Here is a 26,532-nt window from a genome sequence, read left to right on the forward strand (position 1 = left end):
CCAATGTTGCTACAGTCTGACGGCGAGCGGGGGCCAGCTCAGACTACGACGTCGTCCCTATGCCCGTTGTCTGGACTCAGACTCTTGGGGCGCTGTTCTCAAAGATCCGATGCGCGACTCTAGGCGCATCGGGTGACCAATCACTTAAGCGGCGTCTAGTGATCCGGCGCTCAGTCGGTTTGCGGCCACCAGAGCGTTTGAGTTATGTCACTTCCAGCTACACTGGGTCGGCTTTGGCATCGAGAACGTATAGGGTGGAGCCGTTTGGTTGCGCCATCTGCGCCCAGACACTGAGCCAACTGCAGCTACTGGGGGACTAGTGACACTTCGACTGACCGTGATCGGTACGGGATACCTCGGCGCAACCCATGCGGCATGCATGGCAGAGCTGGGCTTCGAGGTCCTGGGCGTCGACGTCGATAAGGAAAAGATCGACAGCCTTAGCAGGGGCGAGTTGCCCATCCACGAACCGGGTCTACCCGAGCTGCTGCGCAAGCACACCGAAGCGGGGCGCTTGCGGTTCACCACATCATTTGAGGAGGCCGGCGCCTTTGGCGACGTTCACTTCATTGCCGTAGGCACCCCGCAGCGGGCCGGCGAGCACGCGGCGGACATGACATATGTGGACGCCTCGGTGGCGGCGATCGCCCGGGCGGCCACCAAGGATTCCCTTATTGTCGGCAAGTCCACGGTTCCGGTGGGCTCGGCTCGACGCCTCAAGGGCCTCGTCGCCGAGGAAGCGCGTGACGGTGTGACTGTCAACTTCGCCTGGAACCCGGAATTCCTGCGCGAGGGGTTCGCAGTAGAAGACACCCTTCGCCCCGACCGCTTGGTCATCGGCGTGGACTCCGTCTCCGCTGAAACCACCTTGCGTGAGGTCTACGCGGACGCCATCAGCCGAGATACTCCCTTCATCACCACGGACTTCGAGACAGCTGAACTGGTTAAGGTTGCGGCCAACGCGTTCCTCGCCACCAAGATCTCCTTCATCAACGCCTTCTCCGAGGTCACCGAGACCGTCGGTGGGAACATCCGCACGCTCGCCGACGCAATTGGGCTCGACGCCCGGATCGGCCGCCGCTTCCTCAACGCCGGCATCGGCTTTGGCGGGGGCTGCTTGCCGAAGGACATCCGGGCTCTCCAGGCGCGGGTCTCCGAGCTCGGCCTGGACAGCACCATGCGCTTCCTCAATGAGGTGGACGAGGTAAACCTCCGTCGCCGCGACCGGGCGGTCCACGTTGCCGAGACGTTGCTGGGCGCACTGGAGGGCAAGCGCGTCGCCGTTCTTGGTGTCGCCTTCAAGCCCAACAGCGACGATGTCCGTGATTCGCCGGCCCTTGACGTGGCCGCGAGGCTGTTCAACAGCGGAGCCGACGTCAGCGTCTATGACCCGGCTGCCAATGCGAACGCCGCCAAGCGGTACCCTCGGCTGAACTACGTAGACTCCATGGAGACGGCCGTGGCGGACGCTGATCTAGTCATGCTGCTGACCGAATGGTCTGAATTCGTCTTTACCGACCCCGCCGAGCTGGGGGCAGTGGTCGCGCGCAAGCGGATGTTCGACGGACGCAATGTCCTGGACCACGAAAAGTGGAACGCGGCGGGCTGGGACATCGTTTCGCTTGGCCACAAGAGCGAACTACTGGAACTCGCCGCCGCAAACTAACGAGTTCCGCAGCACTGGGAGTGACATAAGCCCGGCCTAATCGTTGATTCGGCCGGGCTTATGTGGTGCGTCGTGGGAGTTCCGTAGCTGAGGCTAACGGTGTTGGGTGTTCAAAGGGACCGGTACAGCTGGCCCACGCGCGTCAGGGACCCGTCCTTGTGGAAAAGCGCAGATTTCCCCATCACGGGGTCACCCTCCGCTCTGGTCTTCCATGCGAAGCGTTCCACGAACGGCATCCGGCGGAGTCCGGCTACCGTCTCGCGCATGAAGGTCATGACCTGCTGCTCCGAGTAGCGGCTGGGCGAGCCGGGCGTGGCGCCCCAATCCGCTACCGCAAACTCCGTGACCCAGATGGGTTTGCGATACCGGTTATGAAGGTTCTGCACGGAATTTAGGAAGGCTCTGGAGTTCGGGGACGGGTAGGAGTGCATTGTAATAAAATCCACCCTAAGTTTCTTCTTCGCGGCCTGGTCCATGAATTGCTTGAGCCAGGTACCCGTCACCTTTGCCGGTGAGGGGGACCCCAGCCGTAATCCCGACGCCATCAGTTCCGGCCAGTAGCTGATCGCAGACGCCACACTCATCGCCGACTGCTCGGGGTGGTCCGGCTCATTAAATCCCAGAAGTTCCCGCGCGTGGGTGGTACCCAGCTCCGACACGACGTCGTCGACAGCTCCCCGTTCGACCGCCCCTCCGCCCCAGATCATTGGGACGAAGCCGGACGTCAGGCGCACATCGGGGTAGGTTGCGCCCCACGTGTAGAACCAATTCACATTCAGGGAGTCGAGCTGCTTGATCCCTTGCTGGTCACCCAGGGCAAGACCTATACCTTTAAGCGCTCCACGGGGAACCGCTTGCACGTTCGCCGCAACTCGGCGCTGGTCGATAGGTCCGGGTTTGGCAACGGCAAGTCCCGCGCCACTGGCGGTCAAAGCCAAGCCGGTTGACGCTCCCAACGACAATCTCAAAAAGTCCCTGCGGTCTAACTTCATTTCCGCTCCCACTTCGCTCCGTTGAGGCCAAGTTTGAGCGCTCCCACCCCCGAACAGTTTCAATCCTCCCACGATTTGGACGGCTTGGCAGCAGTCCATAAGCTAGTGCTTACGGTCGCGATCTGAGAGTCAACTTTCCTTTCGATTAAGGCTATCAGTTGCTATTGGGGGCAAAAAACTTGAACAAGACTTATCCGGCAGAATTTGACCGCGCAGATGAAGAATCGCCATTCCTCGCCTTTGTAGCAGGGGAATTCAGGCTTCGCGGCACGGAACGCCGAAAAGAACTGGCGCAAAAAATAATTTCGCATCCTTTCGTCGAGCAAATGGGTATGCGGGTCCCCGAACGCCTTGCCGTGCTGGACAGCTTGCAGGACCTCAGCCAGATGGGTCTGCCGGAACTGTTCGTGCTGAAGCTGGCCAACGGCTGGTCCTCCCGTGGAGTCATGATCCTTGAGCGCACCGGACCGGATGCCTATTTCGACCACATGAATCTTCAAGTTCTGGACAGCGCGGAAATCATCCGCGCCCAAGACGCGGCGGCTGCATCGTTCGGACAGCAGCAAGGCCGCTGGATCGTGGAGGAACTTGTGGTTCACACGCTGGGCGTAGGGGCGATACCTTTCGACTACAAGTTCTACTGCTTTGACGGCGAAGTTGGACTCGTGGTTCAGATCGACCGCAACTCCGGCCCGGTGCGAATTGTGCTTTTCGACGGGTCTTTTCGGCCGCTCAGGCTCGGTCGGGACTACCTTCTGAACGGGTCCGCGAAACCCGGTACACCGGTAGTGCCGCTCAACGCCCCGGAGATGCTCTGGTGGGCACAGCGGCTCTCGCGGGAAGCAGATTCGCCATTCGTGAGCATTGACATGTTCGACAGCCCGACTGGGCCCGTTTTTGGGGAGTTCACTTATTCACCCGGGGGGACGCATCGCAGGATGTTCGTGTTTTCCCACAAGATGCTCGACCGCTTCGACGCCCTCATCACCAAGACCGGCCCTGTCGCTGAACCGCTGGAGCACACGTCCTTGGAACTGCGCAAGGCGCTGGTCCACCCTGGCCCGCTGGCCTACCGGGCCTGGGCTGGCTATGCCTACGGGGGCGGACCAAAGGGCGCCGAACGGCTGCATGGGCATTACCGGCAGCTTGCCGCGGAGTGCGAGCTCGGTGACCCGTTGCTCGGCTGGTACCGTCTGTTGAGCGGAGTCTGGGCCGCCATCCGGGACCGCGCGTGGATCCTGAACCGTAGGGTCCTCAGCCAGGCGCAGGCACCGGCTCCAGCGGGGCCCGCGAGCCTACCGAGCGTCGGGGCTACCGCTAGCTAAATTCCGCGATCCGGCAGCCGACGCCGAGCAGTTCTTGTATGGCGGCTACGGTGCGGGCGGCCGCCTTGCCGTCGCCGTAGGGGTTTACCGAGTTTGCCATGGCCGCGAAATGTTCGGAGTCGTGCAGGAGCCGGGACACCTCGGTGACGATTCGTTCCTCGTCGGTGCCAATCAGCTTCACTGTCCCCGCCTCAAGAGCCTCGGGCCGCTCAGTGTTGTCCCGCATTACCAGGACCGGCTTACCGAGGCTGGGCGCTTCTTCCTGTACCCCGCCCGAGTCGGTCAGGACAATGTGCGCCAGTGAGAGCATGCGGGTGAACTCGCCGTAGGGGAGCGGCTCAGTCACCAGGACGTTGGGTTTGCCTTCCAGCGCCGGCAGGACGGCCTCCCTGACCGCAGGGTTCTTGTGCACCGGCAGGACGATCACCATGTCTGGTGCGGAATCGGCGAGCCGGGCCAGGGCCCGGCCGACGCCCCGCATGGCGTCGCCCTGGTTCTCCCGCCGGTGGGTGGTCACCAACAGGATCCTCCGGCCGGAAGCTGCGAGTTCTTCGAGCTGGGGGTCGGTGAAGCGGATCTCTTTGCCCACGGTAGTCAGCAGGGCATCGATGACGGAATTCCCGGTGACCACGACGTCGTCGGCGTTGATGCCTTCGGCGAGGAGGTTTGCCTTACTTACCAGGGTTGGCGCGAGATGAAGGCTGGCGATCTGGCTGGTTATCCTTCGGTTGGCTTCCTCGGGGAACGGCGAGAAGAGGTCCCCGCTGCGGAGCCCGGCCTCGACGTGGACAACGGGAATGCCGTGGTAGAAAGCGGCAATGGCGCCGGCCGTCGACGTCGTGGTGTCGCCCTGAACGATGACCGCGTCGGGCTTATCCGTCGAGAAGATCTTGTCCAGGCCGTCGATGGTGCGCGTCATGATGGCAGAGAGGGACTGCCGCTGCTGCAGAATGTCGAGGTCATTGTCCGGCACGATGCCGAAGAGCTCGTTGACCTGGTCCAGCATCTCGCGATGCTGGCCGGTGACCGTCACCACGCAGTCAAAAAGCGGGGACTCCTGCAGCTCAGCCACGATGGGGGCCATTTTGATGGCTTCGGGCCTGGTTCCGAAGATCGGCATGATCTTGAGCATGGAAAATTCCCCCACAGTTTTGTGTTGACGTCGGCACCGATGCTACGGGAATGCGCGCAATTCGCGGAATCGACGGCGCCCGCTGGCGGTGCGCCAAGAGCTGTTGGTGTTCAGCCGGCAAGCAGAAGTGCCGCAACGAGGGCGGGCACGGCCAGGCACACGGCAATCACCGCAACCAAGGCGACGAGCCGTTTGCGCTGGTAGGCGGTCCTGCGCGCAGCAGTCGGCTGCCGCTGTGGCTTGGCGCCTGCAGCCGGCTTGGACGCCGACTGGAAAGGATGGGCACCCGGGACCAGCAGCTGATCGGAGATGTCGGCACGAAATCGTTTCCGGCGGAGGTGCCTGGGCGTGGCAACCAGCGGCGGAGTTTGTTCGGCGTCCTGCTCCAACGTCGGTCCTCCTCGCTCGCTCGCTCGTCGCCTTGGTCGACGACGTCTACCGGGCCAAACTCAATTCTTACATCACCAAGCGTTGGATCTGCATTCGAACCGAATTCCGGATCAGGGGATCTACCTCGCCGCTGCGACGCCAGCGGACTCTTCGAGCAGGCCCATGAGGTAGGAGCCGTAGCCGCTCTTTACCAGCGGTGCAGCGCGCTCGTAGAGTTCGCCGTCGCTGAGGAAGCCCAGGCGCCAGGCGATTTCTTCCGGAGCGCCGATCTTGAGGCCTTGGCGGTGTCACACAGTGCGGATGAAATTCGAAGCGTCGTTGAGGGAATCGAACGTGCCGGTATCCAGCCAGGCCGTGCCGCGGGGCAGGATCTCGACGTGGAGGTCGCCGCGGAGGTCGCCGCGGTCCGGGTAGACCCGGTTGACGTCCGTGATTTCGAGCTCGCTGCGGGGGGCTTTAGGTTCTTGGCGATCTCTATGACGTTGCTGTCGTAAAAGTACAGGCCGGGAACTGCGTAGTTGCTGCGGGGTTGGAGCGGCTTCTCCTCAAGCGAGATGGCCTTGCCATTCTCATCGAACTCGACGACGCCGTATGCTCCCGGGTCTGAGACCCAGTAGCCGAACACCGCGCCGCCCTTAATGTTCTCGAAGCGACTGAGCTGGGTGCCCATACCCCGGCCGTAGGAGATGTTGTCGCCCAGGACCAGCGCTGCAGGCTCGTTGCCGATGTGCTCCTCGCCGAGTACGAAGGCTTGTGCCAGCCCGTCGGGGCTGGGCTGCTGCTTGTAGGTGATGTTCACCCCGAACTTGCTGCCGTCGCCAAGCAGGCGCTGGAACTGGTCGGCGTCGTGCGGGGTGGTGATGATGAGGATGTCGCGGATGCCCGCCAGGATCAGCGTGGAGAGCGGGTAATAATTCATCGGCTTGTCATAGACCGGCACCAGCTGCTTGCTTGAGCCAAGAGTGATCGGGTGCAGCCGCGAGCCGGTACCGCTGGCGTGGATTATTCCAGGCATGGGTTTTAACGTTGTCTGCAGTTTGTCGGCCAGCATACCGGGCCCTTCCCGCGAGTTAGGCTGTACGGATGCAGAAACTCCTTGTCACCGGCGGCGCCGGCTTCATCGGCTCCAACTTTGTCCACTACGTCATGGAAAACACCGACGACCACGTCACAGTGCTGGACAAGCTCAGCTACGCCGGCAACCTGGAGTCCCTCAAAGGCCTGCCGGGGGAGCGCTTCCGGTTCGTGCAGGGCGACATCTGCGACGCCGCCGTGGTGGACAGCCTGGTCGCGGATGCCGATGTCGTGGTCCACTACGCTGCCGAATCCCACAACGACAACTCGCTGCACGACCCGCGCCCGTTCCTGGACACGAACATCATCGGCACGTACACCCTGATCGAAGCGGCACGCAAGCACGACAGGCGCTTCCACCACATCTCCACCGACGAGGTCTACGGCGACTTGGAACTCGACGACCCCGAGCGGTTTACCGAGGACACCCCGTACAACCCCTCCAGCCCGTATTCCTCCACAAAGGCCGGCTCGGACCTGCTGGTCAGGGCCTGGGTGCGGTCCTTCGGCCTGCGGGCGACCATCAGCAACTGCTCCAACAACTACGGCCCTTACCAGCACGTGGAGAAGTTCATCCCGCGGCAGATCACCAACGTGATCGACGGCATCCGCCCCAAGCTGTACGGCAAGGGCGAGAACGTCCGCGACTGGATCCACGCCAATGACCACTCGTCCGCCGTCCTGGCGATCATTGCCAAGGGTCGGATTGGCGAGACCTACCTGATTGGCGCCGACGGCGAGAAGAACAACAAGGATGTTGTCGAGCTGATCCTCAAGCACATGGGAGAGACGCCGGACGCCTACGACCACGTAGTGGACCGGCCCGGCCACGACCTGCGGTACGCGATCGACTCCACCAAGCTCCGCGACGAGCTCGGCTGGGAGCCGCAATTCTCCAACTTCGAGGCGGGCATCGAAGACACCATCGCCTGGTACCGGAACAACGAGGACTGGTGGCGTCCGCAGAAGGCCGCCACCGAAGCCAAGTACAAGGAACAGGGCCAGTAGGACATGTCGATCGAGTTCTCGAAAAAGCTCACTGCTCACGAAACCCCGATTCCCGGCGTCGTCCTCTACGACCTTCCCGTCCACGGTGACAACCGGGGCTGGTTTAAAGAGAACTGGCAGCGGGACAAGATGGTGGCGCTGGGCCTGCCGGACTTCCGTCCCGTGCAGAACAACATCTCGTTCAACGAGTCGGCCGGCACTACCCGCGGCATCCACGCCGAACCATGGGACAAGTTCGTTTCCGTGGCCACCGGGCGGATCTTCGGCGCCTGGGTGGACCTGCGCGAGGGGCCGACCTTCGGTGCCGTCTTCACTGCCGAGCTGGATCCCAGCCAGGCCATTTTCATTCCCCGCGGAGTGGGAAACGCTTTCCAGACACTGGAAGACAACACCGCCTACACCTACCTGGTCAACGACCACTGGTCCGCCGACGCGCAGGGCCAGTACACGTTCCTGAACCTTGCCGATGAGACCGCGGCCATCAGCTGGCCGGTCCCGCTGGAGGAGGCCGAGCTCTCGGACAAGGACAAGGCGCATCCGCGGCTGGCCGACGTTACGCCCATGGCACCCAAGAAGATCCTGGTGCTGGGCGCCGACGGACAGCTTGGAAAAGCCCTGCGGAGCGAGTACTACCGCGACGCCTCGGTCGAGTTCGTCGGCCGCGGCGAATTCGACCTCCGCAGCGAGGAATCCTGCAGCGGGCGGAACTGGAAGAATTACTCCGCCATCATCAACGCCGCCGCCTACACAGCGGTCGACGCCGCCGAGTCGGCCGAGGGCCGCGCCGCTGCGTGGGCGGTCAACGTCACCGCCATCACCCGGCTCGCCCGGGTCGCCGTCGAACACGACCTGACCTTGGTCCACGTGTCCTCCGACTACGTCTTCGACGGCAGCCGTAGCGCGCACGATGAATCCGAACCGGTGTCTCCGCTGGGAGTCTACGGGCAGTCGAAGGCCGCCGGCGACGCCGTCGTCAGCGTCGTTCCGCGGCACTACATCGTGCGCACCAGTTGGGTGGTGGGCGACGGCAACAACTTCGTCCGGACCATGGCGTCGCTGGCGGACCGCGGCATCGAACCGTCGGTGGTCAACGACCAAATCGGACGCCTCAGCTTCACGGAAGATATCGCGGCGGGGATCCGGCACCTGCTGGAGAGCCGCGCGGCCTACGGCACCTACAACCTCACAAACACCGGTGAGCCCCAGTCCTGGGCGGACATCGCTGCCGAGGTCTACGAGCTGCGCGGCAAATCCCGGGACGCCATCACCGGGGTAAGTACCGAGGAGTACTTCCGCGGGAAATCTGTCTCACCGCGGCCGGAGAACAGCGTGCTGGACCTATCCCGGATCACGGCCGCGGGCTTCAACCCCGCACCGGCACGGCAACGCCTCAAGGAGTACACTGCCGAGCTGTAGCGGGAGTGGCTTGGCCGCGCGAGTCCGGTCAGGCTGCCCGCGACGCGACGCGACGCGCCGGCCCCGGGTCCGTGCATTCGGGTGTCACCGGGCCTCCAGGGCTCACCGGGCGTCCGGCGGGCACTCCGGCCGCAGTGACACATCCAGCAGGCCGCCCGTCTCGATGACAAAGCGCCGCAACCACTGTCTCGGCGACAAGTCAGGGTGCGAGGGCACCATCTGGACGTCCGCCGTCGTGCACTGCTCCATCAGGCGGCCGGCGCGGGCGACGTGATAGCTGGAGGTCACCACCGTGATGGACTTCCAGCCGTTGGCCCGGACGAGCTTGCCGATCGCTTCCGCCTCGCCCCGGGTGTCGTATTCACCGGGCCGGAAACAGACGAGGGTCGAGCTGGGGACCTGCCCCGTATTGCACAAATCGTCCGCCGTCTTGTTCCCAGGCGTGTCCGTATTGGAGAGCGCCAGGATCGGCGCACCGATTTCCTGCTGGACCTGCTGGGCCACCGGCAACCGTTCGGAACTGGCCCCGCCCAGCATGATGACGGCGTCCGTGTGGTGCACGCTCAGCGGGTCGACATTGACGAAGAGTTGCACCGCGATGATGAGCCACAGTATGACTGCCCCCAAAGTGAAGCCAAGGGCCTGCGCCAAGGCGGGCGGCACGCGGGGCATCGGTTGGGGCATACCTAAGAGTCTGGCACGCGCCCGGTCAACCATGAAATGCCGTTGTCACCCCTGCGCGGTAGCGTAGGGCTGTGCCTGAAACGCTGCAGCCCGTGCCCCAAGACCCGGAGTCCCTGACCGTGGGTGAACTCTCCGAGTCCGAACTCCTTGCCCGGATCTTTCCGCGGCTCCACGGCGGGGACAGCAGTGCCCTCCTGCTGGGGCCGGGCGACGACGCCGCGATCGTGGCGGCGCCGGACGGCCGCACGGTGGTGAGCATCGACACGCAGGTGGTGGACCAGGATTTCCGGTTGGAATGGAACAACGGCTACCGGACCACCGGCTACGACGTCGGCTGGAAGGCCTCGGCCCAGAACCTCAGTGACATCAACGCCATGGGCGCCCGGGCCACCTCGATGGTGGTCAGCCTGACCATGCCCCCGGACACCCTTGTGTCCTGGGTGGAGGACTTCGCGGACGGGATGAGCTCCGGGATTCGCGAGCTGGGCGCCCCGGACTGCGCCGTGGCCGGCGGGGACCTGGGCCGCGGACGCGAACTCGCCGTCAGCGTCGCCATCCTCGGTACCCTGGACAGCCAGGCCCCGGTACTGCGCTCCGGCGCCCGTCCGGGGGACACCCTGGCGCTCGCAGGCACCGCCGGATACGCTGCCGCCGGCCTGGCCCTGCTGGAATCCGCCATCCCCGTGGCCGCCCTGACCCCGGAACAGCGCGCCCTGATGGACACCCAGTGCCGCCCCCGGCCGCCGCTCGCGGCAGGGCCGCTGGCCCGGGAAGCAGGCGCCACCGCCCTGATGGACATTTCCGACGGCCTGGTCCGGGACGGCGCGCGGATGGCCGCGGCCAGCCACGCCGTACTGGACCTGGACCCGGTGGCCCTCAAGGAGCTCGGCGTGCCGCTGCAGCCGGCCGCCTCCCTGCTGGGCGCGGAGCCGATGGACTGGGTCCTTGGCGGCGGCGAGGACCACGGCCTGCTCGCAGCCTTCCCGGCCGGCGTTCAGCTGCCTCACGGTTTCACTGCGATAGGCTCGGTAGAGGCCTCTGCACCAACGGACAGCACAGGCGTCACCATAGCGGGCAGGCCCGCTGACACTGTGGGATGGGATCACTTTGCAGACTAAGATTGCCGCCAACGCGCAAGCGATGAAGCGGTGGTTGGGCAAGGCGGAGACAACGCTTGGAAACCACAGCGACCGCCTGAACGCCATCAACATCTTTCCGGTAGCCGACGGCGACACCGGCACCAACCTCTACCTCACGGTCCGCGCCGCCGCCCGGGCGCTCCAGGATGTCGCCACCGACACCGCCGCCCTGCCGCAGCTGGACGCCGGCGCGGCGCTGCACGTGGTGGGCCCGCCCAACCCGGCCCAGAACGACGTCGGAGCCGTCCTGGCCAAGGCAGGCCAGGCCGCCATGGAGCAGGCGCGGGGCAACTCCGGCACGCTCTTCGCCGTCTTCCTGTGCGCCGCCGCGGAACCGCTGGCCGGGCACCCCCGGCTCAGTTCCCCCCTGCTCGCCGCCGCCCTGAACCGCGCCCAGATCCGGGCCTGGTCCGCGCTGAGCGACCCGGTGCCCGGCACCATGCTCTCCGTCATGGAAGCGGCAGCCCGCGCCGCTGCCGCCGTCGACGCCGAGCACGACGGCGACGACAGCAACCACACGCTGGGCCTGGCGCTCGACGCCGCCGTCGAGGCCGCCCTGGCCGCCGTGGTGCATACCGAGGACCAGCTCGAGGCCCTGCATACCGCGCACGTGGTCGACGCCGGCGGCGTCGGGATGCTCCTGGTCCTGGACTGCCTTCGCTCCGCCGTGCTCGGCGAGGAGCTGCAGGACCAGCTGCTCGACGGGCTGCACGGCTATGACGTCCAAGACCCGCACATCCACGTGGACATGCCGCGGGACGACGGGGTGGAAGTCATGTGCACCATCACCCTCTCGCCGCTGGACGCGGCCACCATGCGGCAGCGGCTCGACGAGATGGGCGAGTCCGTGATCATGAGCCAGGTGGGCGGCGAAGCCAACGAAGACGGCGCCTACCGGTGGCGGGTCCACGTCCACGTGCCCGACCCCGCGCCCGCCGTCGCCCTGATCCGCTCGCTCGGCGAACCGTCGGACATCAACGTCAGCGAGCTGGCCCTGCCGCGCAATCCCGATTCCCTTCCCCTGGACGCAGTTCCCGACGCCGGCCCCCGCACCACGGACCTCGACGGACATGAACGCTGAACTTGAACTGGGCCTGGAACGCCGGATCGGTAAACGGTCCGCGGCCGTCATTGAAAAACACCTCGGCATCACCACCGTCGGCGGCCTGCTGAACTACTTCCCGCGCCGCTACCTGAGCCGCGGCGAGCTGACCCCGATCAGCGAGGTCCCGCTGGACGAGGAGGTGACCCTGATTGCGCGGGTCATCTCCAACAGCACCCGGCCCATGCGCGCCCGCCGGGGTTCGCTGACCGACGTCGTGATTACCGACGACGCCGGTTCCCCGGCTACCGGCCTTCCCGGCACTCTCAAGGTGAGCTTCTTCAACGGCTTCCGGGCCAAGGCCGAGCTCCAGCCGGGCCGGCGCGCCATGTTCTCCGGCAAGGTCACCCGCTACGGCGGATCGCTCGGCCTGACCAACCCCGACTTCCTGCTCCTCGACGAGGATCCGGACACGCCCGGGATGGACCCGGAAAAGCTCGCCGCGATGCCCATCCCCGTGTACCCGGCCACCGCCAAGCTGACCAGCTGGTCCATTCAGAAGGTCATCTCCACACTGCTGGACACGCTCGAGCTGGACAGCCTGGAGGACCCGCTTCCCGACGAGATCGCGTCCCGGGAGAAGTTCCTGCCCGTCGCGGACGCCTACCGGCTGATCCATGCCCCGCAGACCCCCGCGGACTGGCAGCGTGCCCGGGGCCGTTTCCGTTACCAGGAAGCCTTGGTGCTGCAGTCCGCCCTGGCCCGGCGCCGCGCCCAGCTCGCAGCGGAGGAGGCAACGGCGCGCCGTCCCGCCGCCGACGGCCTGCTGGCGGCGTTCGACCGGCAACTGCCCTTCACCCTGACCGCTGGCCAGGCCGCCGTCGGCAAGACCCTCTCCGAGGAACTGGCACTGGACTCGCCGATGAACCGGCTGCTGCAGGGCGAGGTGGGCTCGGGCAAGACGATCGTGGCCCTGCGCGCCATGCTGCAGGTGGTCGACGCCGGGGGACAGGCCGCGCTGCTGGCCCCCACCGAGGTGCTCGCGGCGCAGCACTTCGACTCCATCCGGCGCACCCTCGGACCGCTCTCCCGGGACGGGCTGCTGGGCGGCCTGGGTCCGGATTCCGTCCAAGTCACCCTGCTGACCGGCTCCATGCCCACCGCAGCACGGAAACAGGCCATGCTGGACGCCGCCTCCGGGACCGCCGGGATCGTGATCGGCACCCACGCCCTGCTCAGTGAAAACGTCTCCTTTTACGACCTCGGACTGATCGTGGTGGACGAACAGCACCGCTTCGGCGTCGAACAGCGCGACGCGCTCCGGTCCAAGGCCAGCAAGCCGCCCCACCTGCTGGTCATGACCGCCACCCCCATCCCGCGCACCGTGGCGATGACGGTGTTCGGCGACCTGGAGACCTCGGTGCTGGACGAACTGCCGGCAGGCCGCGCCCCGATCTCCACCCACGTGGTGGGCCTTGCCGAGCACCCGGCCTGGGCCACCCGGATCTGGTCCCGCGCGCGCGAAGAGATCGACGCCGGCCACCAGGTCTACGTCGTCTGCCCCAAGATCGGCACCGACGACGACGGCGACTTCACCCCGGGCGAGGCCGAACCCACCGACGCCGACCTGGCGGAGACCGGCGCCCGGGAGCTCGCCTCGGTGACCGGCGTCATCGAACAGCTGCGGGACGAACAGTCACTGGCCGGCGTGCCCGTGGCGCCCCTGCACGGCCGGCAGGACCCCGTGCTGAAGTCGGAGACCATGGCCTCGTTCACGGCCAACCAGACCAAGCTGCTGGTCTCCACCACGGTGATCGAAGTCGGCGTGGACGTGCACAACGCCACGCTCATGGTGATCCTGGATGCCGACCGGTTCGGCATTTCGCAGCTGCACCAACTGCGCGGCCGGGTAGGCCGCGGCGGGCTGCCGGGCACCTGCCTGCTGGTCACCACCCTGGAACCGGGACATCCCAGCCGGCGCCGGCTGGATGCCGTGGCGGCGACCACCGACGGCTTCGAACTCTCGCAGGAGGACCTGAAGCTCCGCCGCGAAGGCGACATCCTCGGCGCCTCCCAGTCCGGCGGCCGTTCGACATTGAAGCTGCTGCGGGTGCTGGAACACGAGGACGTGATCGCCCGGGCCCGGCAGGACGCCCAGGCGATCGTGGGCGCTGACCCGGACCTGGCCCGCCACGCCGGCCTCGCCGCGGCCATCGACGACTACCTCAACCCTGAAAAGGAGGCGTTCCTTGAACGCGGCTAGAACACCAGGCACGGCTAAACCGTCGGGCGCAGCTAAACCATGAGCCGGATCATTGCCGGAGCCGCCGGCGGCACGCCGCTGGTGAGCGTCCCCGGATCCCTGACCCGCCCCACCACGGACCGGGTGAAGGAGGCCCTCTTCTCCCGGCTGGACGCCTTCGAGGTCATCGCGGACGCGCGGGTGCTGGACCTCTACGCGGGTTCCGGTTCACTCGGCGTGGAAAGCGCCAGCCGCGGCGCCCTGACCGTGGACCTGGTGGAATTCGACGGCAAGGCCAGCGAGGTCTGCCAGCGCAACGCGGACCTGGTCAACACCGTGGCGCGGCGCAAGGTCGTTGCCGTGCACCGCTCCAAAGTGGAATCGTTCCTGGACCGGGCCGCCGAGGGGACCCGCTGGGACCTGGTGTTCCTGGACCCGCCCTACCCGCTGGACGAGGTCGCCCTGGCCGCCGTCCTGGCCAAGCTGCTGCCGCACCTGGCCGAGGGCGCCGTCGTCGTGGTGGAACGCTCCGCCCGCACCCCGGAACCGACCTGGCCGGACGGCCTGGAGCGGTTCGCGGAGAAGAAGTACGGCGAAACCCGGCTCTGGTTCGCCGAGCCCGGTGTGGAGGCCGCGGAGGCGGGGGCAGCGGAAGTGGCGGAGTAGTCCCGCAGACTGTCTGAGGACGACGGCGGAACCTTCCGCCGTCGTCCTCGTCCGGTGTGGCAAGTGCCGCTATTTCAGGATCGTGCCCGAGACATCCGGCGTCGAGGGCACAATTCCGTACTTGGCCATCAGCTCGCCCAGTTTGCCCAGGGTGGGTTCATCGAGCTTGCCGTTGAATTCCTCCAGCCGCAGCTTCTTGGCCACGGCCTCCGGCATCTTCATGAACGCAGGCAGCAGTGCCCGGACCTTGTCCGGGTTGCTCTGCGCCAGGGCCAGGGTCTCCGTCATGGCCGCCTTGAAGTCGGCAACCACCTGCGGATTCTGCTGGGCATAGCCGCCGCTGGTGAAGGTGACCATGGTGGGAAGACCCGGCAGTGCCGCCTGGTTGTTGTACGTCACCAGCTTGTTGCCTTCCGCCAGCAGCTTGGAGAGGAACGGTTCGGGAACCCAGACGGCGTCGGCGTTCCCCTTGGCGAGCTGGGCACCCATGTCCTGGAAGGGCAGTTCGAGGAACTGGACCGCGTTCGGGTCGCCGCCCTGCTTGGACACGACCTCCTTGATGGTCAGGTCTCCCTGCGCATTGAGGGTGTTGACTGCGACCTTCTTGCCGACCAGGTCTTTGGCCGAGGTGATGCCCGAGCCCGCCTTGGCGACGACGCCATTGATGTCATCCCCGGTGGGGAGCGAGTTTGAGTACCCGGAGACGATCTTCATGTCCAGGCCCTTGTTCTTGGCCAGGAGCACGGACAGCGGGTTTCCCACGGAGAAGTTCATGGTTCCGGTGGAGACGGCGGGGAGCATTGCCGCCCCGCCCTGCCCGCTCTGCAACTCGACCTTGAGCTTGTGCTTGGCAAAGATCCCCTCGTCGATGCCCAGCTGCACAGCGGCAGACGGCGCAATCGAGATCACACCCACACTGATGTTGCGGACACCATCGCCACCGGCGCCCGAGGAGTTCGAGGCCGACCCGGACGGCGACCCGGCGCCGCAACCGGTGAGCAGCAACGCCGCGGCAACTCCGACGGCGGCAAATGTGAGTCTCTTCATAACAGTCCACTTCCTTGGGGTGAGTTATTGGGCGGTCGGGACACTTGCCGGGCAGACCACCCGGCGGCCGGCCCCGAAGCTACATAAATGACAACCCATATAATTGACAAAGTCAATGATAATTTTCTCAACTATTTTCCAGGGTGCGGGCCGGCGGCGGTATCGTTGACGCTGTCAAGCGTTCCGAGGCGCCAACCAGAAGCTGCGAGGATCTGTGGCCGAATCAACCCAGCACGGCGAGGATTTGTTTGAAGGCGCCGCGATTCCGGCCGTCCCCGACCGCTTTCTCACCAGCGATCTGGTGGACGAAATTGAATTCCTGGCAGCGCGGGCGCGAGCCCTGGGCAGCGCGCACGCAAATGCCATGCTCGCCTCGCTGGATCTGAAGGTGCGGTCCTACTCGGTCCTGGCGATGGCCTGCAGCGACACCGAGCCGTCGCAGCGCGAGCTCGCCGATTTCCTGCGCTTGGACCCGAGCCAGATTGTCTCCCTGGTGGACGCCCTGGAACAGCGCGGGCTCGTCTTCCGCGCGCCCGATCCGCGCGACCGGCGGTCCAAGGTCATCCGCGCGACGACAGCCGGCGCGGAGCTGCATCAACGTGCGGCGGCGGCCGTCCGGGTGGCTGAAGATGCGTCCCTGGCATCGCTCGACGGTCCGGAACGGGACCAGCTTCGGGTCCTGCTGCGGAAGATCGCGTTCAGCTGAGTTCCGTACCGCTGCCCCGGGCCGTGGACTAGTCCGAGAGGACGTCCAGCTCGACGCCGGAGAGCACCTTGGCCGGGTGCGGGCCGCGGGCCGTCAGCGCCGCGGTCCAGACCTCGGGCCACGGTCCCTGGGTGCCGGTCAGGATGATATTCCCAGGGTGCCGGCCAGCGAACATGCCGGTCTCTGCGAACGCGGACACATCGGCCATCGCCCGGCGCAGCGCCGCGACCTGGCTGCGGACCAGTGTCAGGCCCGGCTCGTCGCCGACATTGACGATCAGTACGCCCCGCGGGGTCAGCCTGGCGGCCGCTTCCCGGTAGAACCCGGTGCAGGCGATGTGTTCGGGTGCCTCCGGGCCGGAGAAGATGTCCAGGATCACGACGTCGAAGCGCAGTTCCGCGGGCAGCGTCGCCAGGGATTCGCGGGCGTCGCCGATGACGGTGTGCAGTTCGGTCCCGTCGGGCATCGGCAGCTGCTGCAGCACGAAGTCCAGCAATTCCCGCTCCAGCTCCACGGCGTACTGCACGGAACCCGGACGGGTCGCCTGGATATAGCGCGCCAGCGTCAGCGCCCCGGCGCCCAGATGGAGGGCGGTGATGGGTTCGCCCCACGGCGCCGCGAGGTCCACCACGTGGCCGATCCGGCGCAGGTACTCGTAGAAAATGTCGCCGGGGTCGGCCAGGTTGACGTGGGACTGTTCGGCCCCGCCGATGCTCAGCACGAACCCGCCCTCGGTGAATTCGTCGGCCTCGATCACAGCGTGCTGGCTGGTGGTCCGCAGGAACCGCGTGGCCGCAGGGCTGCCCTCTGTGCTCACAGCCTGTCCCGGAGCGTGGAGAGCCGCTCGGCCGCTTCCTCCAGCACATAGGTCTTCTTGCAGAACGCGAAGCGGAGCAGGCTCCGGGTCCGCTCGGCTCCCTCGGCGTGGCAGAAGACCGGGACCGGGATGGCGGCAACGCCCACCAGTTCCGGCAGCCGGCGGGCGAGGTCCACCGAATCGGAGATCCCCAGCGGGGCGGTGTCCACGTTCACGAAATAGGTGCCTTGCGGGGTGAAGACCTCCAGCCCCGCCGCACGCAGGCCTTCGCTGAGGATGTCCCGCTTGAGCCGCAGGGTGTCGGCGATGCCGGCGTAGAACTCATCCGGCAGGCCCAGGCCGACCGCAATGGCGCTCTGGAACGGGGTGCCGGAACTGTAGCTCAGGAACTGCTTGACCGTCCGGGCCGCGGCAACAAGGTGTTCCGGGCCGCTGAGCCAACCGATCTTCCAGCCGGTGAAGGAGAACGTCTTTCCGGCGGACGAAATGGTCAGGGTGCGGTCGGCCGCGCCGGGCAGCGTGGCGATTGGCAGGTGCGCGACGTCGAAGGTGAGGTGCTCGTAGACCTCGTCGGTGATGATGACGGCGTCGTGCTTGATGGCGAGCTCGACGACCCGTTCCAGCACTTCGCGCGGGAAGACCGCGCCGGTGGGGTTGTGCGGGTTGTTGACGAGCACCACCTTGGTGCGGTCGCTGAAGGCCGCGGCCAGGGCATCGAGGTCGGGCATGAAATCGGGAGCCAGCAGCGGGGCGGTGACGTGGGTGGCGCCGGAGAGCCCGATGATGGCGCCGTAGGAGTCATAGAACGGTTCAAAGGTGATGACCTCGTCGCCGGGCCCGACCAGGGCAAGGAGGGCTGCGGCGATGGCTTCCGTGGCGCCGGTGGTGACGATGATTTCCGTCTGCGGATCCGGGGTCAGCCCGTAGAACCGTTCCTGGTGCAGGGAGATGGCCTCGCGCAGCTCAAGGATGCCCTTGCCGGGGGCGTACTGGTTGGCCCCCGCGGCGATCGCGGCCTGGGCCGCGTCCTTGATCTCCGCCGGGCCGTCCTCATCCGGGAAACCCTGGCCGAGGTTGATGGCACCGGTCCTGAGCGCCAGCGTGGTCATTTCCTCGAAGATGGTGACGCCCAGGTCCCCGCCGGGGGAGAGCAGGTTGGCGCCGGTCGCCGCACGCTGCCAGGGGGCCAGCGGCTGCCCGCTCACCGGGTTCCCGCCTGGCTGGGGTTTTCACCGGCACCGTCGCCGGCGCCGTTGGAGGCACTGGCCGTGCGGCCGGTGAACTTGTCCATGGTGGTGTAAATGCCGAAGATCCTCCCGCCGACGAAGTCCCAGGCCCGGACCGGCAGCACCCCGCGCAGCACCTTGCCGAGCTGCGCCGTCGCCGGGGCGATCAGCTGCGGCTGGCCGGCCACGGTGGCGCGCCAGGCGCGGTTGACGGCGTCGTCCGGGGTCATCAGCGGGGTGAAGAGCGGGCCGCGGGCGCCGGCGAACATGCCGGTGGAGATGTAGCTGGGGCAGAACGTGGTCACCTTGAGGTGGCCGTAGCCCTGCTGTTCGAGCTCCAGCCGCAGCGAGTCGCTCCAGCCGATGACCGCCCACTTGGAGGCGGCATAGACGCTCATCCGCGGGTTGGACACGGTGCCCGCGGCGGAGGCGATGTTCAGGATCCGGCGCGGCCGGCCGGCGTCGGCCATCATGGCCGGGAGGAAGGCGTGGGTGACATACATCGGGGCGAGGGCATTGATGTCCATGGTCAGGGCGATGTCGCGGGCCGGTTCGTGGTCCCAGAACAGGGCGCCTCGCACGATCCCGGCGTTGTTGACCAACAGCGTCAGCGGGCCTTCGGACTGCGTCTCCGCGGCGGCCTCCGCGATCGCCTCCCGGCTGGCCAGGTCAACCCGGCGGACGACGGCGCGCGCGCCAAGCGCCGTGACCTCGGCGGCGGTGCTGGCCAGTCCGTCGGCGTCGACGTCCCAGAGAATGACGACGCCGGCCCCCTCCCGGGCGGCGCGAAGGGCGTAGAGCCGCCCCATGCCCATGGCGGCTCCGGTCACGAGGACGACCCCGCCGGCAACGGTGAACGGTTCAGGCGTGGGCTCGGCGGTGGAACTCTTAGATGCTGACATTCCGCCATGCTATCCCGGCCCGCAAGGCCCATGCGGTAGGTTCGGAGCATGAGACGCGCCGTATGCCCTGGCTCCTTTGACCCTATTCACAACGGCCACCTGGAAGTCATAGCCCGGGCGGCCAGCCTCTTCGACGAGGTCATCGTGGCCGTATCCACCAACTACGCCAAGAAATACCGTTTCGGGCTCGAGGAGCGGCTGGACATGGCCCGGGAAACCCTGGCCTCGCTGCGCGGGATCGTGGTGGAACCCGTGGGGGAGGGGCTGCTCGCCGAGTACTGCCGGCAGCGGGGAGCCAATGCGATCGTGAAGGGCCTGCGCTCCTCCTCGGACTTCGACTACGAGCTGCCGATGGCCACCATGAACCGGCAGCTGACCGGCGTGGAGACCGTGTTCATTCCGGCCGAGGGCCACTACCTGCACCTGTCCTCCACGCTGATCAAGGAAGTCTTCACCCTCGGCGGCGACGTCGCGGACTTCGTGCCGAAGTCCGTGCTGAAACGGCTGAGGTCCGGCGAGTCGGTCCAGGATCCGCCCCGCAGAGGGTAAGCTTGATCGGTACTCGGCGGCCTGCTGCCGGTTGCGCGGCCCTGACCGGGCCTCGTGTGCGGAGCTGTTCCGCGCGCTGCCGCCCGGTTTGAGTCCGTCCGGAAGATCAGGCTAAGATGGTACGTCGGTCATATGTTCAACAGGAGTTCTCATTAAGCGAGATGCTAGTTCGCCCCTGGCGTTCGACGTCAAGGACCTCGGACGCAGTCCGGGAAGCATGCGGACACTGACGGAACATGTACCCGCACCAAGTGACCTTGGTGTGGCGCTCATTGGTGTGCAGGAAGGCTCGGATGTCGAGTTGGATCTGCGCCTGGAGGCCGTACACGAAGGAATTCTGGTATCGGGCACCGCAAACGTCGAAGTAACCGGCGAATGCGGTCGATGCCTGGATCCCCTTGCGTATGACCTTGAGGTCAATGTGCAAGAACTTTTCTTCTACGGGGATGCTGAATTCCCGGACGAAGAAGAAGAACAAGAGCAACGTCGAGTCGAGCACGATCTGATCGATCTTGAGCCGGTGTTGCGGGACGCAGTTGTTACTATGCTGCCGTTCCAGCCGGTGTGCCGGGAAGACTGCCAGGGCCTTTGCTCCGAATGCGGAGTTCGCCTGGAAGACGAGCCGGGGCACCACCACGAGGTCGTAGATCCTCGCTGGGCTGCCCTAGCTGATCTGGCTAAGCCTGACCGGCAAAACTGATTTGTAAGTGTTGGACTAGAGAGAAATGAGTTAGCCGTGGCTGTCCCGAAGCGGAAAATGTCTCGCTCGAATACCCGCGCCCGCCGCTCCCAGTGGAAGGCAACTGCCCCCCACCTGGTGAAGACCGTGGAAAACGGACAGGTTGTTTACAGCCTGCCGCACCAGGCAAAGGTCGTTACCGACTCGGCTGGCACCGCGCTGTTCCTTGAGTACAAGGGCCGCAAGGTCGCAGACGTCTAATCCGCCAACAGGCTGACTAAGATGTCTTCAACTGAAGAGCTTCTGAAGCGTCTCGGTGTCTCTATTGACGCCGGGACGCTTCGTCTTGCTCTGACACACCGTTCCTACGCCTACGAAAACGGCGGGATCCCCACCAACGAACGGCTCGAGTTCCTCGGCGACTCCATCCTGGGCTTCTCCGTCACAGATGCGCTGTACCGCGACAACCCCGAGCTGCCCGAAGGTGACCTGGCCAAGCGCCGTTCCGCCGTCGTCAGCACCCGGGCGCTGGCCGGCATCGGCCGCAGCATCGGGCTGGGGGAGTACATCTACCTGGGCCAGGGCGAGAAGCTCACCGAGGGCAAGAACAAGGCCTCCATCCTGGCGGACACCATGGAGGCGCTGATCGGCGCCACCTACCTGTCCAACGACCTGGAGACCGCGCGCCAGCTCGTCATGCGGCTGGTCGGCCCGCTGCTCCAGGACGCTGCCGCGCTGGGCGCCGGCACGGACTGGAAGACCAGCATCCAGGAGCTCGCGGCCAGCCGGCAGCTAGGCACGATCAACTATGCCGTGGAGGGCTCCGGCCCGGACCATGCGCGGTCCTTCGAGGCCGTGCTGCGGATCGGTGGCAACGACTACGGCACCGGCTCGGGAAATTCCAAGAAGGAAGCCGAACAGGAAGCAGCCGCTGACGCCTGGCGCCGGCTCTCCGCCCCCGCTCCCGCCCGGACCGCGGACGCCGCTCAGGCCGAGGCCTCGGACGCGCCGGCCGAGGCCTCGGACGCGCCGGCCGAGGCACCGGCCGACGCCGCGCCGTTCAAGACCCAGACCGGCAGCTAGGCGCCACCCTTGCCTGAACTGCCCGAGGTCGAGGTGGTCCGGCGCGGCCTGGTGAACTGGGTGCGCGGCCGGACCATCATTTCCGTGGAGGTGCTGGATCCGCGCTCCATCCGCCGGCACGCGCTTGGCGTCGAGGACTTTGCCGGAAACCTTGAAGGTGCCCGGGTACTCGACGTCGTCCGTCGCGGAAAGTTCCTGTGGCTGCCGCTGGCGGACACCCCCGCGGGTGCCGGCAGTGCGGCCCCGGGCGGCGACGGCGCGGCTGCGGGGCCTGCCCCCGCCGTCGCGCTGATGGCCCACCTGGGCATGTCCGGGCAGCTCCTGATGCAGGACGCCGCCGTCGCGGACGAGAAGCACCTGAAGATCCGGCTGAGGCTCAGCCCCGCAGCAGGCATGCCCGAACAGCTGCGCTTCGTGGACCAGCGCATCTTCGGCGGGCTGTTCCTCACCGCGCTGATCCCCACGCCCGACGGCGGTCCCGGCGGCCTCGCGGAGACGCCGTTGCCGCTGATCGCCGAGGAGGCCTCGCACATTGCCCGGGACCCGCTGGACCCGCACTTTTCCTTCGACGTCTTCTACCGGCGGATCCGGGCACGCAAGACCGGCCTCAAGCGGGCGCTCCTGGACCAGGCGCTGGTTTCCGGGATCGGCAACATCTACGCGGACGAGGCGCTCTGGCTGGCCAAACTGCACTACGCCCGGCCCACGGACACCCTCCGCCGGTCCGAGGCCTTGCGGGTGCTCGACGCGGCCCGGCAGGTCATGACGGACGCCCTCGCCGCCGGCGGAACCAGCTTCGATTCGCTCTACGTCAACGTCAACGGCGCCTCCGGCTACTTCGAGCGGTCCCTGAACGCGTACGGCCGCGAGGGCCAGGAATGCCGGCGCTGCGCAGAGGCGGGCATCGTGAGCCTGATGAAGCGCGAACAGTTCATGAACCGCTCCTCCTACACCTGCCCGGTCTGCCAGCCGCGGCCGCGGAACGGACGCTGGTAACCCTGAAGGCAGCGTAAATCCGCTGAATTCGTTGTGGTGCCAGTAGATTTAGGGCAGGAAACACCCCCGCGTCCGCCATACAGGAGACCCGAAACACCTTGCATCTCAAAAGCCTGACCGTCCGCGGATTCAAGTCGTTCGCCTCCGCGACGACTTTCGAATTCGAACCCGGCGTCACCGCCGTGGTCGGACCCAACGGCTCGGGCAAGTCCAACGTGGTCGACGCACTTTCCTGGGTGATGGGCGAACAAGGGGCCAAGACGCTCCGCGGCGGCAAGATGGAAGACGTCATTTTCGCCGGAACCTCCGGCCGGCCGCCGCTGGGCCGCGCCCACGTCTCGCTGACCATCGACAACAGCGACGGCGCGCTGCCGATCGACTACAGCGAAGTCACGATCTCCCGCACGCTGTTCCGCACCGGCGGCTCGGAATATGCCATCAACGGCGCAAGCTGCCGGCTGCTGGACATCCAGGAACTGCTCTCCGACTCCGGCCTGGGCCGTGAGATGCACGTCATCGTCGGGCAGGGGCAGCTGGACAAGGTCCTGCACGCCACCCCGGAGGACCGCCGCGGCTTCATCGAGGAGGCCGCCGGCATCCTCAAGCACCGCCGCCGCAAGGAAAAGACGGTCCGCAAACTCGAAGCCATGCAGGCCAACCTCGCCCGGCTCAGCGACCTCACCGGGGAAATCCGGCGCCAGCTCACCCCGCTGGGCAAGCAGGCCGAGGTGGCCCGCCGCGCCCAGACCGTCCAGTTCGAGGTCCGCGATGCCCGCTCCCGGCTCCTGGCCGACGACCTGGTCCAGCTGCAGTCGGTGCTGGCCCAGGACGTCGCGGATGAGAGCGCGCTGAAGGCCCGCCGCGGCGTCGTCGAACGGGAACTCGAAAGCGGCCGCCAGCGCCAGGCCGGCTTGGAGCAGCTCGCCGCAGAGGCCACGCCAAAGCTCAACGCCGCCCGGGACAACTGGTACCAGCTCTCCTCCGGACGCGAACGGCTGCGCTCCCTCGGATCGCTCGCCGAGGAACGCCGCCGCTTGCTCGGGACCTCCGATGCGGCCCCGGACACCGGCCGCGACCCCGAGCAACTCGACAAGCAGGCAGCCCGGGTCCGCGCGGAACAGGCCGGGCTGGAAGAGCAGATTGTCGAGCAGCGAACCGCCCTCGACGCCGCCACCGCCGCCAAGCAGGACGCCGAAAGCGCAGCCGCGGCGGAGGACAAACGCCTCGCCACCCTGCTCCGGGCCGCCGCCGACCGCCGCGAGGGCCTTGCCCGGCTCGCCGGCCAGGTGGGTGCTGCGAGGTCCCGGGTGGAATCCGCCCAGGCCGAACTCGGCCGGCTGAGGGAATCGCAGAAGTCCGGTGAGGAACGGCGCCGCCTCGCCCAAAGCGAGTTCACCGCCCTCGAATCCCAGGTGGCCGGCGTCGAGGACGGCGAGGAAACCCTCGACGCCGAATACGAAGCCGCAAGCGACGCCCTCGACGCCGTCGTAGCCGAAATCGACGCCCTCAAGGCCGCCGAACGCGAAGGCGAGCGGGAACGCGACGCCCTTGTGGCCCGCCGGGACGCCCTGCAGCTTGGCCTGAACCGCAAGGACGGCTCCGAACATGTGGTTGCCGCGGGGCTGCCCGGCGTGCTGGGTCCGCTCGCGGGCATGCTGAGCGTGGAGACCGGCTACGAGGCCGCCATCGCCGCCGCGCTGGGCAGCTGCTCCGACGCCGTCGTTGTCCGCGACGCCGCCGTGGCCGCCGCGGCCGTGCAGCTGCTGAAGGACGACGACGCCGGCCGCGCCGCACTGCTGCTCGCCGACGGATCCGGGACAGCCGCGAAAGCCCCGGAGGGAGAACTGCCCGCGGAGGCCCGCTGGGCAGCAGGACTCGTCAGCCCGGCCGGCGACAAGAACGGCGGCACCGGCCTGCCGCTGGGACAGTTGCTCGAAGGCACCGCTGTCGTCGAGGACCTCGACGCCGCGGCCCGGCTCATAGCCGCCCGGCCGGAACTGACTGCGGTGACCCGCGCCGGGGACGTGTTCACTGCACTGAGCGTCAGCGGCGGCTCCGCCACGGCGCCGTCGCTGCTGGAAGTCCAGGCCGCCGTCGACGACGCCGCCGCCCGGCTCGCCGGCGTGGCGGCCGAGCTGGAACGCAACCGCTTCGCCCTGGCCGCCGCCGAATCCCGCCGCGCCGCCGCCCAGGACCGCGCCGACGCCGCCCTTGAAAAGCTGCACGACTCGGACGCCCGGCTCGCCGCCGTGGCCGAACGGCTGGGCCACCTGAACTCGGTGCTGCGCAGCGCCGTCGGGGAAAGCGAACGCCTCGCCGCGTCGCTGGCCCGGGCGGAGGCGAACATCCAGGCGGAGCAGGAGTCGCTGGAGGCTGTCGCCGCCCGGCTGGCCGCGGCCCAGGAGGCACCCACCGAGGACGAGCCCTCGCCGGAACACCGCGATGCCCTCGCCCTCGCGGCGTCCGCGGCCCGCGCGGCTGAAATGGAGGCCCGCCTCACGCTGCGCAGCGCGGAGGAGCAACTGACCGCCCTCCGCAACCGGGCCGCGTCGCTGGAACGGGCCGCCGCCACCGAACGCCGCGCCCGCGAGGAGGCCGCCGAACGGGCCCGCCGCCGCCGGCTCCAGGCCGGCCGCGCCGCAGCCGTGGCCGCAGCCGTCGGGCAAGTGATCGGTTTCATCGACGTGTCGGTGGAACTGGCCCGCCGCGAACGCGACCGCGCCGAGGAGCGCCGCGAGCAAATGGAGCGTGAACTGTCCGCGGTCCGCGCCGGCAACGACGCTCTCGCCCGTGAACTGGCTGAGCTGACCGACTCCGTGCACCGGGACGAACTGGCCCGCGCGCAGCAGCGCCTGCGGATCGAAGCCCTTGAGCTGCGCAGCGTCGAGGAACTCGGACTGACCGCGGACCAGCTGGTCGCCGACTTCGGCCCCGACCAGCCCGTACCGCTGCCGGCCGGCGAGTCGGCGGACAAGTGGGCGGCCCTCCGCGCCCCCGTGGACGAGGACGGACACGAGATCGCCGAAGGCAAACCCTTCGTCCGCGAAGAGCAGGAAAAGCGGCTCCGCAAGGCCGAACGCGACCTTTCCGCCCTGGGCCGGGTCAACCCGCTCGCGCTGGAGGAGTTCGCGGCCCTCGAGGAGCGCCACCAGTTCCTGAGCACGCAGCTGGAGGACCTCAAGTCCAGCCGCAAGGACCTGCTGGACATCATCAAGGAAGTCGACGAACGCGTGCAGAAGGTCTTCGCCGAGGCCTTCGAGGACACCGCGGCGCAGTTCGTCCGCGTCTTCGCCCGGCTATTCCCGGGCGGCGAAGGCCGGCTGGTGCTGACCGACCCCTTGGACATGCTCACCACGGGCATCGAGGTGGAGGCGCGCCCCGCCGGCAAGAAGATCAAGCGGCTTTCCCTGCTGTCCGGCGGTGAGCGGTCGCTGACGGCGGTGGCCCTGCTGGTGGCGATCTTCAAGGCCCGGCCCTCGCCGTTCTACGTCATGGACGAGGTGGAGGCCGCCCTGGACGACACCAACCTGGGCCGCCTGATCACCATCTTCGAGGAACTGCGCGAGTCCAGCCAGCTGATCGTCATCACGCACCAGAAACGCACCATGGAGGTCGCGGACGCACTCTACGGCGTCACGATGCGCGGCGACGGCGTCTCCACCGTGATCAGCCAGCGGCTGGGGGCCGAGCTCTGAGGTCCGGGTGCCTGAAGGCCTGCTCCGGACGGAGCCGGGGCCGCAACCGGGGCGTT

Annotated in this window: 23 protein-coding genes and 1 pseudogene; 15 read left to right on the forward strand and 9 right to left on the reverse strand. The window is 67.1% G+C overall.

What is annotated here, in order from left to right:
* Positions 1-319: 319 nt before the first annotated feature.
* Positions 320-1,666, forward strand: coding sequence for a UDP-glucose dehydrogenase family protein (locus AC1DB8_RS04640; protein WP_476892324.1), 1,347 nt, complete (start codon positions 320-322; stop codon positions 1,664-1,666).
* Between the two features lie 110 nt (positions 1,667-1,776).
* Here AC1DB8_RS04640 and AC1DB8_RS04645 read toward each other — a convergent pair whose 3' ends face one another.
* Positions 1,777-2,658: a glycosyl hydrolase gene (locus tag AC1DB8_RS04645; RefSeq protein WP_476892325.1), complete on the reverse strand. Its 882-nt coding sequence runs from the start codon at positions 2,656-2,658 to the stop codon at positions 1,777-1,779.
* 179 nt (positions 2,659-2,837) lie between these two features.
* On the opposite strand from AC1DB8_RS04645, the gene AC1DB8_RS04650 reads away from it, so the two are divergent.
* The gene (locus AC1DB8_RS04650; RefSeq protein WP_476892326.1) at positions 2,838-3,983 is read left to right on the forward strand and encodes an ATP-grasp fold amidoligase family protein; all 1,146 of its coding nucleotides are present in this window, start codon (positions 2,838-2,840) and stop codon (positions 3,981-3,983) included.
* On the opposite strand, the gene wecB is transcribed toward AC1DB8_RS04650, so the two are convergent.
* The 3 genes and pseudogenes from wecB to rfbA form a co-directional block, all read right to left on the reverse strand.
* Positions 3,976-5,115 (reverse strand): non-hydrolyzing UDP-N-acetylglucosamine 2-epimerase, encoded by a 1,140-nt coding sequence (gene wecB, locus AC1DB8_RS04655; RefSeq protein ID WP_476892665.1) that lies wholly within the window; start codon positions 5,113-5,115, stop codon positions 3,976-3,978. The genes AC1DB8_RS04650 and wecB overlap by 8 nt on opposite strands.
* Before the next feature lie 110 nt (positions 5,116-5,225).
* Entirely contained in the window at positions 5,226-5,504 is a 279-nt protein-coding gene (locus AC1DB8_RS04660; RefSeq protein WP_476892327.1) for a hypothetical protein, read from the reverse strand.
* Between the two features lie 120 nt (positions 5,505-5,624).
* Positions 5,625-6,520 (reverse strand): annotated as a pseudogene (gene rfbA, locus AC1DB8_RS04665) (glucose-1-phosphate thymidylyltransferase RfbA).
* A 68-nt stretch (positions 6,521-6,588) separates the two neighbouring features.
* Here rfbA and rfbB point away from each other — a divergent pair.
* Together rfbB and AC1DB8_RS04675 are read left to right on the forward strand one after the other, a co-directional pair.
* Positions 6,589-7,587 (forward strand): dTDP-glucose 4,6-dehydratase, encoded by a 999-nt coding sequence (gene rfbB / locus AC1DB8_RS04670; RefSeq protein ID WP_476892328.1) that lies wholly within the window; start codon positions 6,589-6,591, stop codon positions 7,585-7,587.
* Positions 7,588-7,590: 3 nt separating this feature from the next.
* Positions 7,591-9,003: a sugar nucleotide-binding protein gene (locus tag AC1DB8_RS04675; RefSeq protein ID WP_476892329.1), complete on the forward strand. Its 1,413-nt coding sequence runs from the start codon at positions 7,591-7,593 to the stop codon at positions 9,001-9,003.
* Positions 9,004-9,105: 102 nt separating this feature from the next.
* On the opposite strand, the gene AC1DB8_RS04680 is transcribed toward AC1DB8_RS04675, so the two are convergent.
* A complete protein-coding gene (locus AC1DB8_RS04680) occupies positions 9,106-9,687 on the reverse strand; it encodes a YdcF family protein (protein ID WP_476892330.1) in 582 nt (193 codons plus the stop codon).
* A 92-nt stretch (positions 9,688-9,779) separates the two neighbouring features.
* Between AC1DB8_RS04680 and thiL the strand changes: the two genes are divergently transcribed.
* The 4 genes from thiL to rsmD are packed head-to-tail and all read left to right on the forward strand — an operon-like array spanning position 9,780 to position 14,776.
* Positions 9,780-10,805: a thiamine-phosphate kinase gene (thiL, locus tag AC1DB8_RS04685; protein ID WP_476892666.1), complete on the forward strand. Its 1,026-nt coding sequence runs from the start codon at positions 9,780-9,782 to the stop codon at positions 10,803-10,805.
* A gap of 22 nt (positions 10,806-10,827) precedes the next feature.
* On the forward strand, positions 10,828-11,907 hold the full coding sequence (locus AC1DB8_RS04690; protein ID WP_476892667.1) for a DAK2 domain-containing protein: 1,080 nt from the start codon (positions 10,828-10,830) through the stop codon (positions 11,905-11,907).
* A complete protein-coding gene (locus tag AC1DB8_RS04695; RefSeq protein WP_476892331.1) occupies positions 11,897-14,131 on the forward strand; it encodes an ATP-dependent DNA helicase RecG in 2,235 nt (744 codons plus the stop codon). Before AC1DB8_RS04690 ends, AC1DB8_RS04695 begins: the two co-directional genes overlap by 11 nt.
* A gap of 39 nt (positions 14,132-14,170) precedes the next feature.
* A complete protein-coding gene (rsmD, locus tag AC1DB8_RS04700; protein WP_476892332.1) occupies positions 14,171-14,776 on the forward strand; it encodes a 16S rRNA (guanine(966)-N(2))-methyltransferase RsmD in 606 nt (201 codons plus the stop codon).
* Between the two features lie 69 nt (positions 14,777-14,845).
* Here the strand turns inward: rsmD and AC1DB8_RS04705 are convergent, their stop codons facing one another.
* Positions 14,846-15,823, reverse strand: a complete 978-nt coding sequence (locus tag AC1DB8_RS04705; protein WP_476892333.1) for an ABC transporter substrate-binding protein — start codon at positions 15,821-15,823, stop codon at positions 14,846-14,848.
* A 214-nt stretch (positions 15,824-16,037) separates the two neighbouring features.
* On the opposite strand from AC1DB8_RS04705, the gene AC1DB8_RS04710 reads away from it, so the two are divergent.
* Complete coding sequence (locus tag AC1DB8_RS04710) at positions 16,038-16,529, forward strand: MarR family winged helix-turn-helix transcriptional regulator (RefSeq protein WP_476892334.1); 492 nt, start codon at positions 16,038-16,040, stop codon at positions 16,527-16,529.
* A gap of 28 nt (positions 16,530-16,557) precedes the next feature.
* Here AC1DB8_RS04710 and AC1DB8_RS04715 read toward each other — a convergent pair whose 3' ends face one another.
* From AC1DB8_RS04715 to AC1DB8_RS04725, 3 genes are read right to left on the reverse strand one after another with little or no spacing between them, the layout of a single operon-like run.
* On the reverse strand, positions 16,558-17,346 hold the full coding sequence (locus AC1DB8_RS04715; protein ID WP_476892335.1) for a spermidine synthase: 789 nt from the start codon (positions 17,344-17,346) through the stop codon (positions 16,558-16,560).
* Positions 17,343-18,551 carry an aminotransferase class I/II-fold pyridoxal phosphate-dependent enzyme gene (locus AC1DB8_RS04720; RefSeq protein ID WP_476892336.1) on the reverse strand — a complete coding sequence of 403 codons (1,209 nt, stop codon included), beginning with the start codon at positions 18,549-18,551 and terminating at the stop codon, positions 17,343-17,345. Before AC1DB8_RS04720 ends, AC1DB8_RS04715 begins: the two co-directional genes overlap by 4 nt.
* Positions 18,548-19,474: an SDR family NAD(P)-dependent oxidoreductase gene (locus AC1DB8_RS04725; RefSeq protein WP_476892337.1), complete on the reverse strand. Its 927-nt coding sequence runs from the start codon at positions 19,472-19,474 to the stop codon at positions 18,548-18,550. The genes AC1DB8_RS04720 and AC1DB8_RS04725 overlap by 4 nt, the downstream gene beginning before the upstream one ends.
* Before the next feature lie 48 nt (positions 19,475-19,522).
* On the opposite strand from AC1DB8_RS04725, the gene coaD reads away from it, so the two are divergent.
* The 6 genes from coaD to smc all read left to right on the forward strand — a co-directional run bounded on the left by coaD (position 19,523) and on the right by smc (position 26,476).
* Positions 19,523-20,023 carry a pantetheine-phosphate adenylyltransferase gene (gene coaD / locus AC1DB8_RS04730; protein ID WP_476892338.1) on the forward strand — a complete coding sequence of 167 codons (501 nt, stop codon included), beginning with the start codon at positions 19,523-19,525 and terminating at the stop codon, positions 20,021-20,023.
* 175 nt (positions 20,024-20,198) lie between these two features.
* Positions 20,199-20,723 (forward strand): YceD family protein, encoded by a 525-nt coding sequence (locus tag AC1DB8_RS04735; protein WP_476892668.1) that lies wholly within the window; start codon positions 20,199-20,201, stop codon positions 20,721-20,723.
* A gap of 36 nt (positions 20,724-20,759) precedes the next feature.
* Positions 20,760-20,963, forward strand: coding sequence for a 50S ribosomal protein L32 (gene rpmF, locus AC1DB8_RS04740; RefSeq protein WP_056738282.1), 204 nt, complete (start codon positions 20,760-20,762; stop codon positions 20,961-20,963).
* A 21-nt stretch (positions 20,964-20,984) separates the two neighbouring features.
* Entirely contained in the window at positions 20,985-21,785 is an 801-nt protein-coding gene (gene rnc / locus AC1DB8_RS04745) for a ribonuclease III (protein ID WP_476892339.1), read from the forward strand.
* A 9-nt stretch (positions 21,786-21,794) separates the two neighbouring features.
* A complete protein-coding gene (mutM, locus tag AC1DB8_RS04750; protein WP_476892340.1) occupies positions 21,795-22,781 on the forward strand; it encodes a bifunctional DNA-formamidopyrimidine glycosylase/DNA-(apurinic or apyrimidinic site) lyase in 987 nt (328 codons plus the stop codon).
* A 98-nt stretch (positions 22,782-22,879) separates the two neighbouring features.
* Positions 22,880-26,476 carry a chromosome segregation protein SMC gene (gene smc / locus AC1DB8_RS04755; RefSeq protein ID WP_476892341.1) on the forward strand — a complete coding sequence of 1,199 codons (3,597 nt, stop codon included), beginning with the start codon at positions 22,880-22,882 and terminating at the stop codon, positions 26,474-26,476.
* The last annotated feature ends 56 nt before the right edge of the window (positions 26,477-26,532 follow it).

This window comes from Arthrobacter sp. 10N410 (assembly GCF_056394945.1).

Coding starts and splice junctions, on each gene's coding strand:
- AC1DB8_RS04645 (WP_476892325.1), bottom strand. CDS start 2,658: ATGAAGTTAGACCGCAGGGACTTTTTGAGATTGTCGTTGGGAGCGTCA.
- wecB (WP_476892665.1), bottom strand. CDS start 5,115: ATGCTCAAGATCATGCCGATCTTCGGAACCAGGCCCGAAGCCATCAAA.
- rfbB (WP_476892328.1), top strand. CDS start 6,589: ATGCAGAAACTCCTTGTCACCGGCGGCGCCGGCTTCATCGGCTCCAAC.
- AC1DB8_RS04675 (WP_476892329.1), top strand. CDS start 7,591: ATGTCGATCGAGTTCTCGAAAAAGCTCACTGCTCACGAAACCCCGATT.
- AC1DB8_RS04680 (WP_476892330.1), bottom strand. CDS start 9,687: ATGCCCCAACCGATGCCCCGCGTGCCGCCCGCCTTGGCGCAGGCCCTT.
- AC1DB8_RS04690 (WP_476892667.1), top strand. CDS start 10,828: ATGAAGCGGTGGTTGGGCAAGGCGGAGACAACGCTTGGAAACCACAGC.
- AC1DB8_RS04695 (WP_476892331.1), top strand. CDS start 11,897: ATGAACGCTGAACTTGAACTGGGCCTGGAACGCCGGATCGGTAAACGG.
- rsmD (WP_476892332.1), top strand. CDS start 14,171: ATGAGCCGGATCATTGCCGGAGCCGCCGGCGGCACGCCGCTGGTGAGC.
- AC1DB8_RS04705 (WP_476892333.1), bottom strand. CDS start 15,823: ATGAAGAGACTCACATTTGCCGCCGTCGGAGTTGCCGCGGCGTTGCTG.
- AC1DB8_RS04725 (WP_476892337.1), bottom strand. CDS start 19,474: ATGTCAGCATCTAAGAGTTCCACCGCCGAGCCCACGCCTGAACCGTTC.
- coaD (WP_476892338.1), top strand. CDS start 19,523: ATGAGACGCGCCGTATGCCCTGGCTCCTTTGACCCTATTCACAACGGC.
- rnc (WP_476892339.1), top strand. CDS start 20,985: ATGTCTTCAACTGAAGAGCTTCTGAAGCGTCTCGGTGTCTCTATTGAC.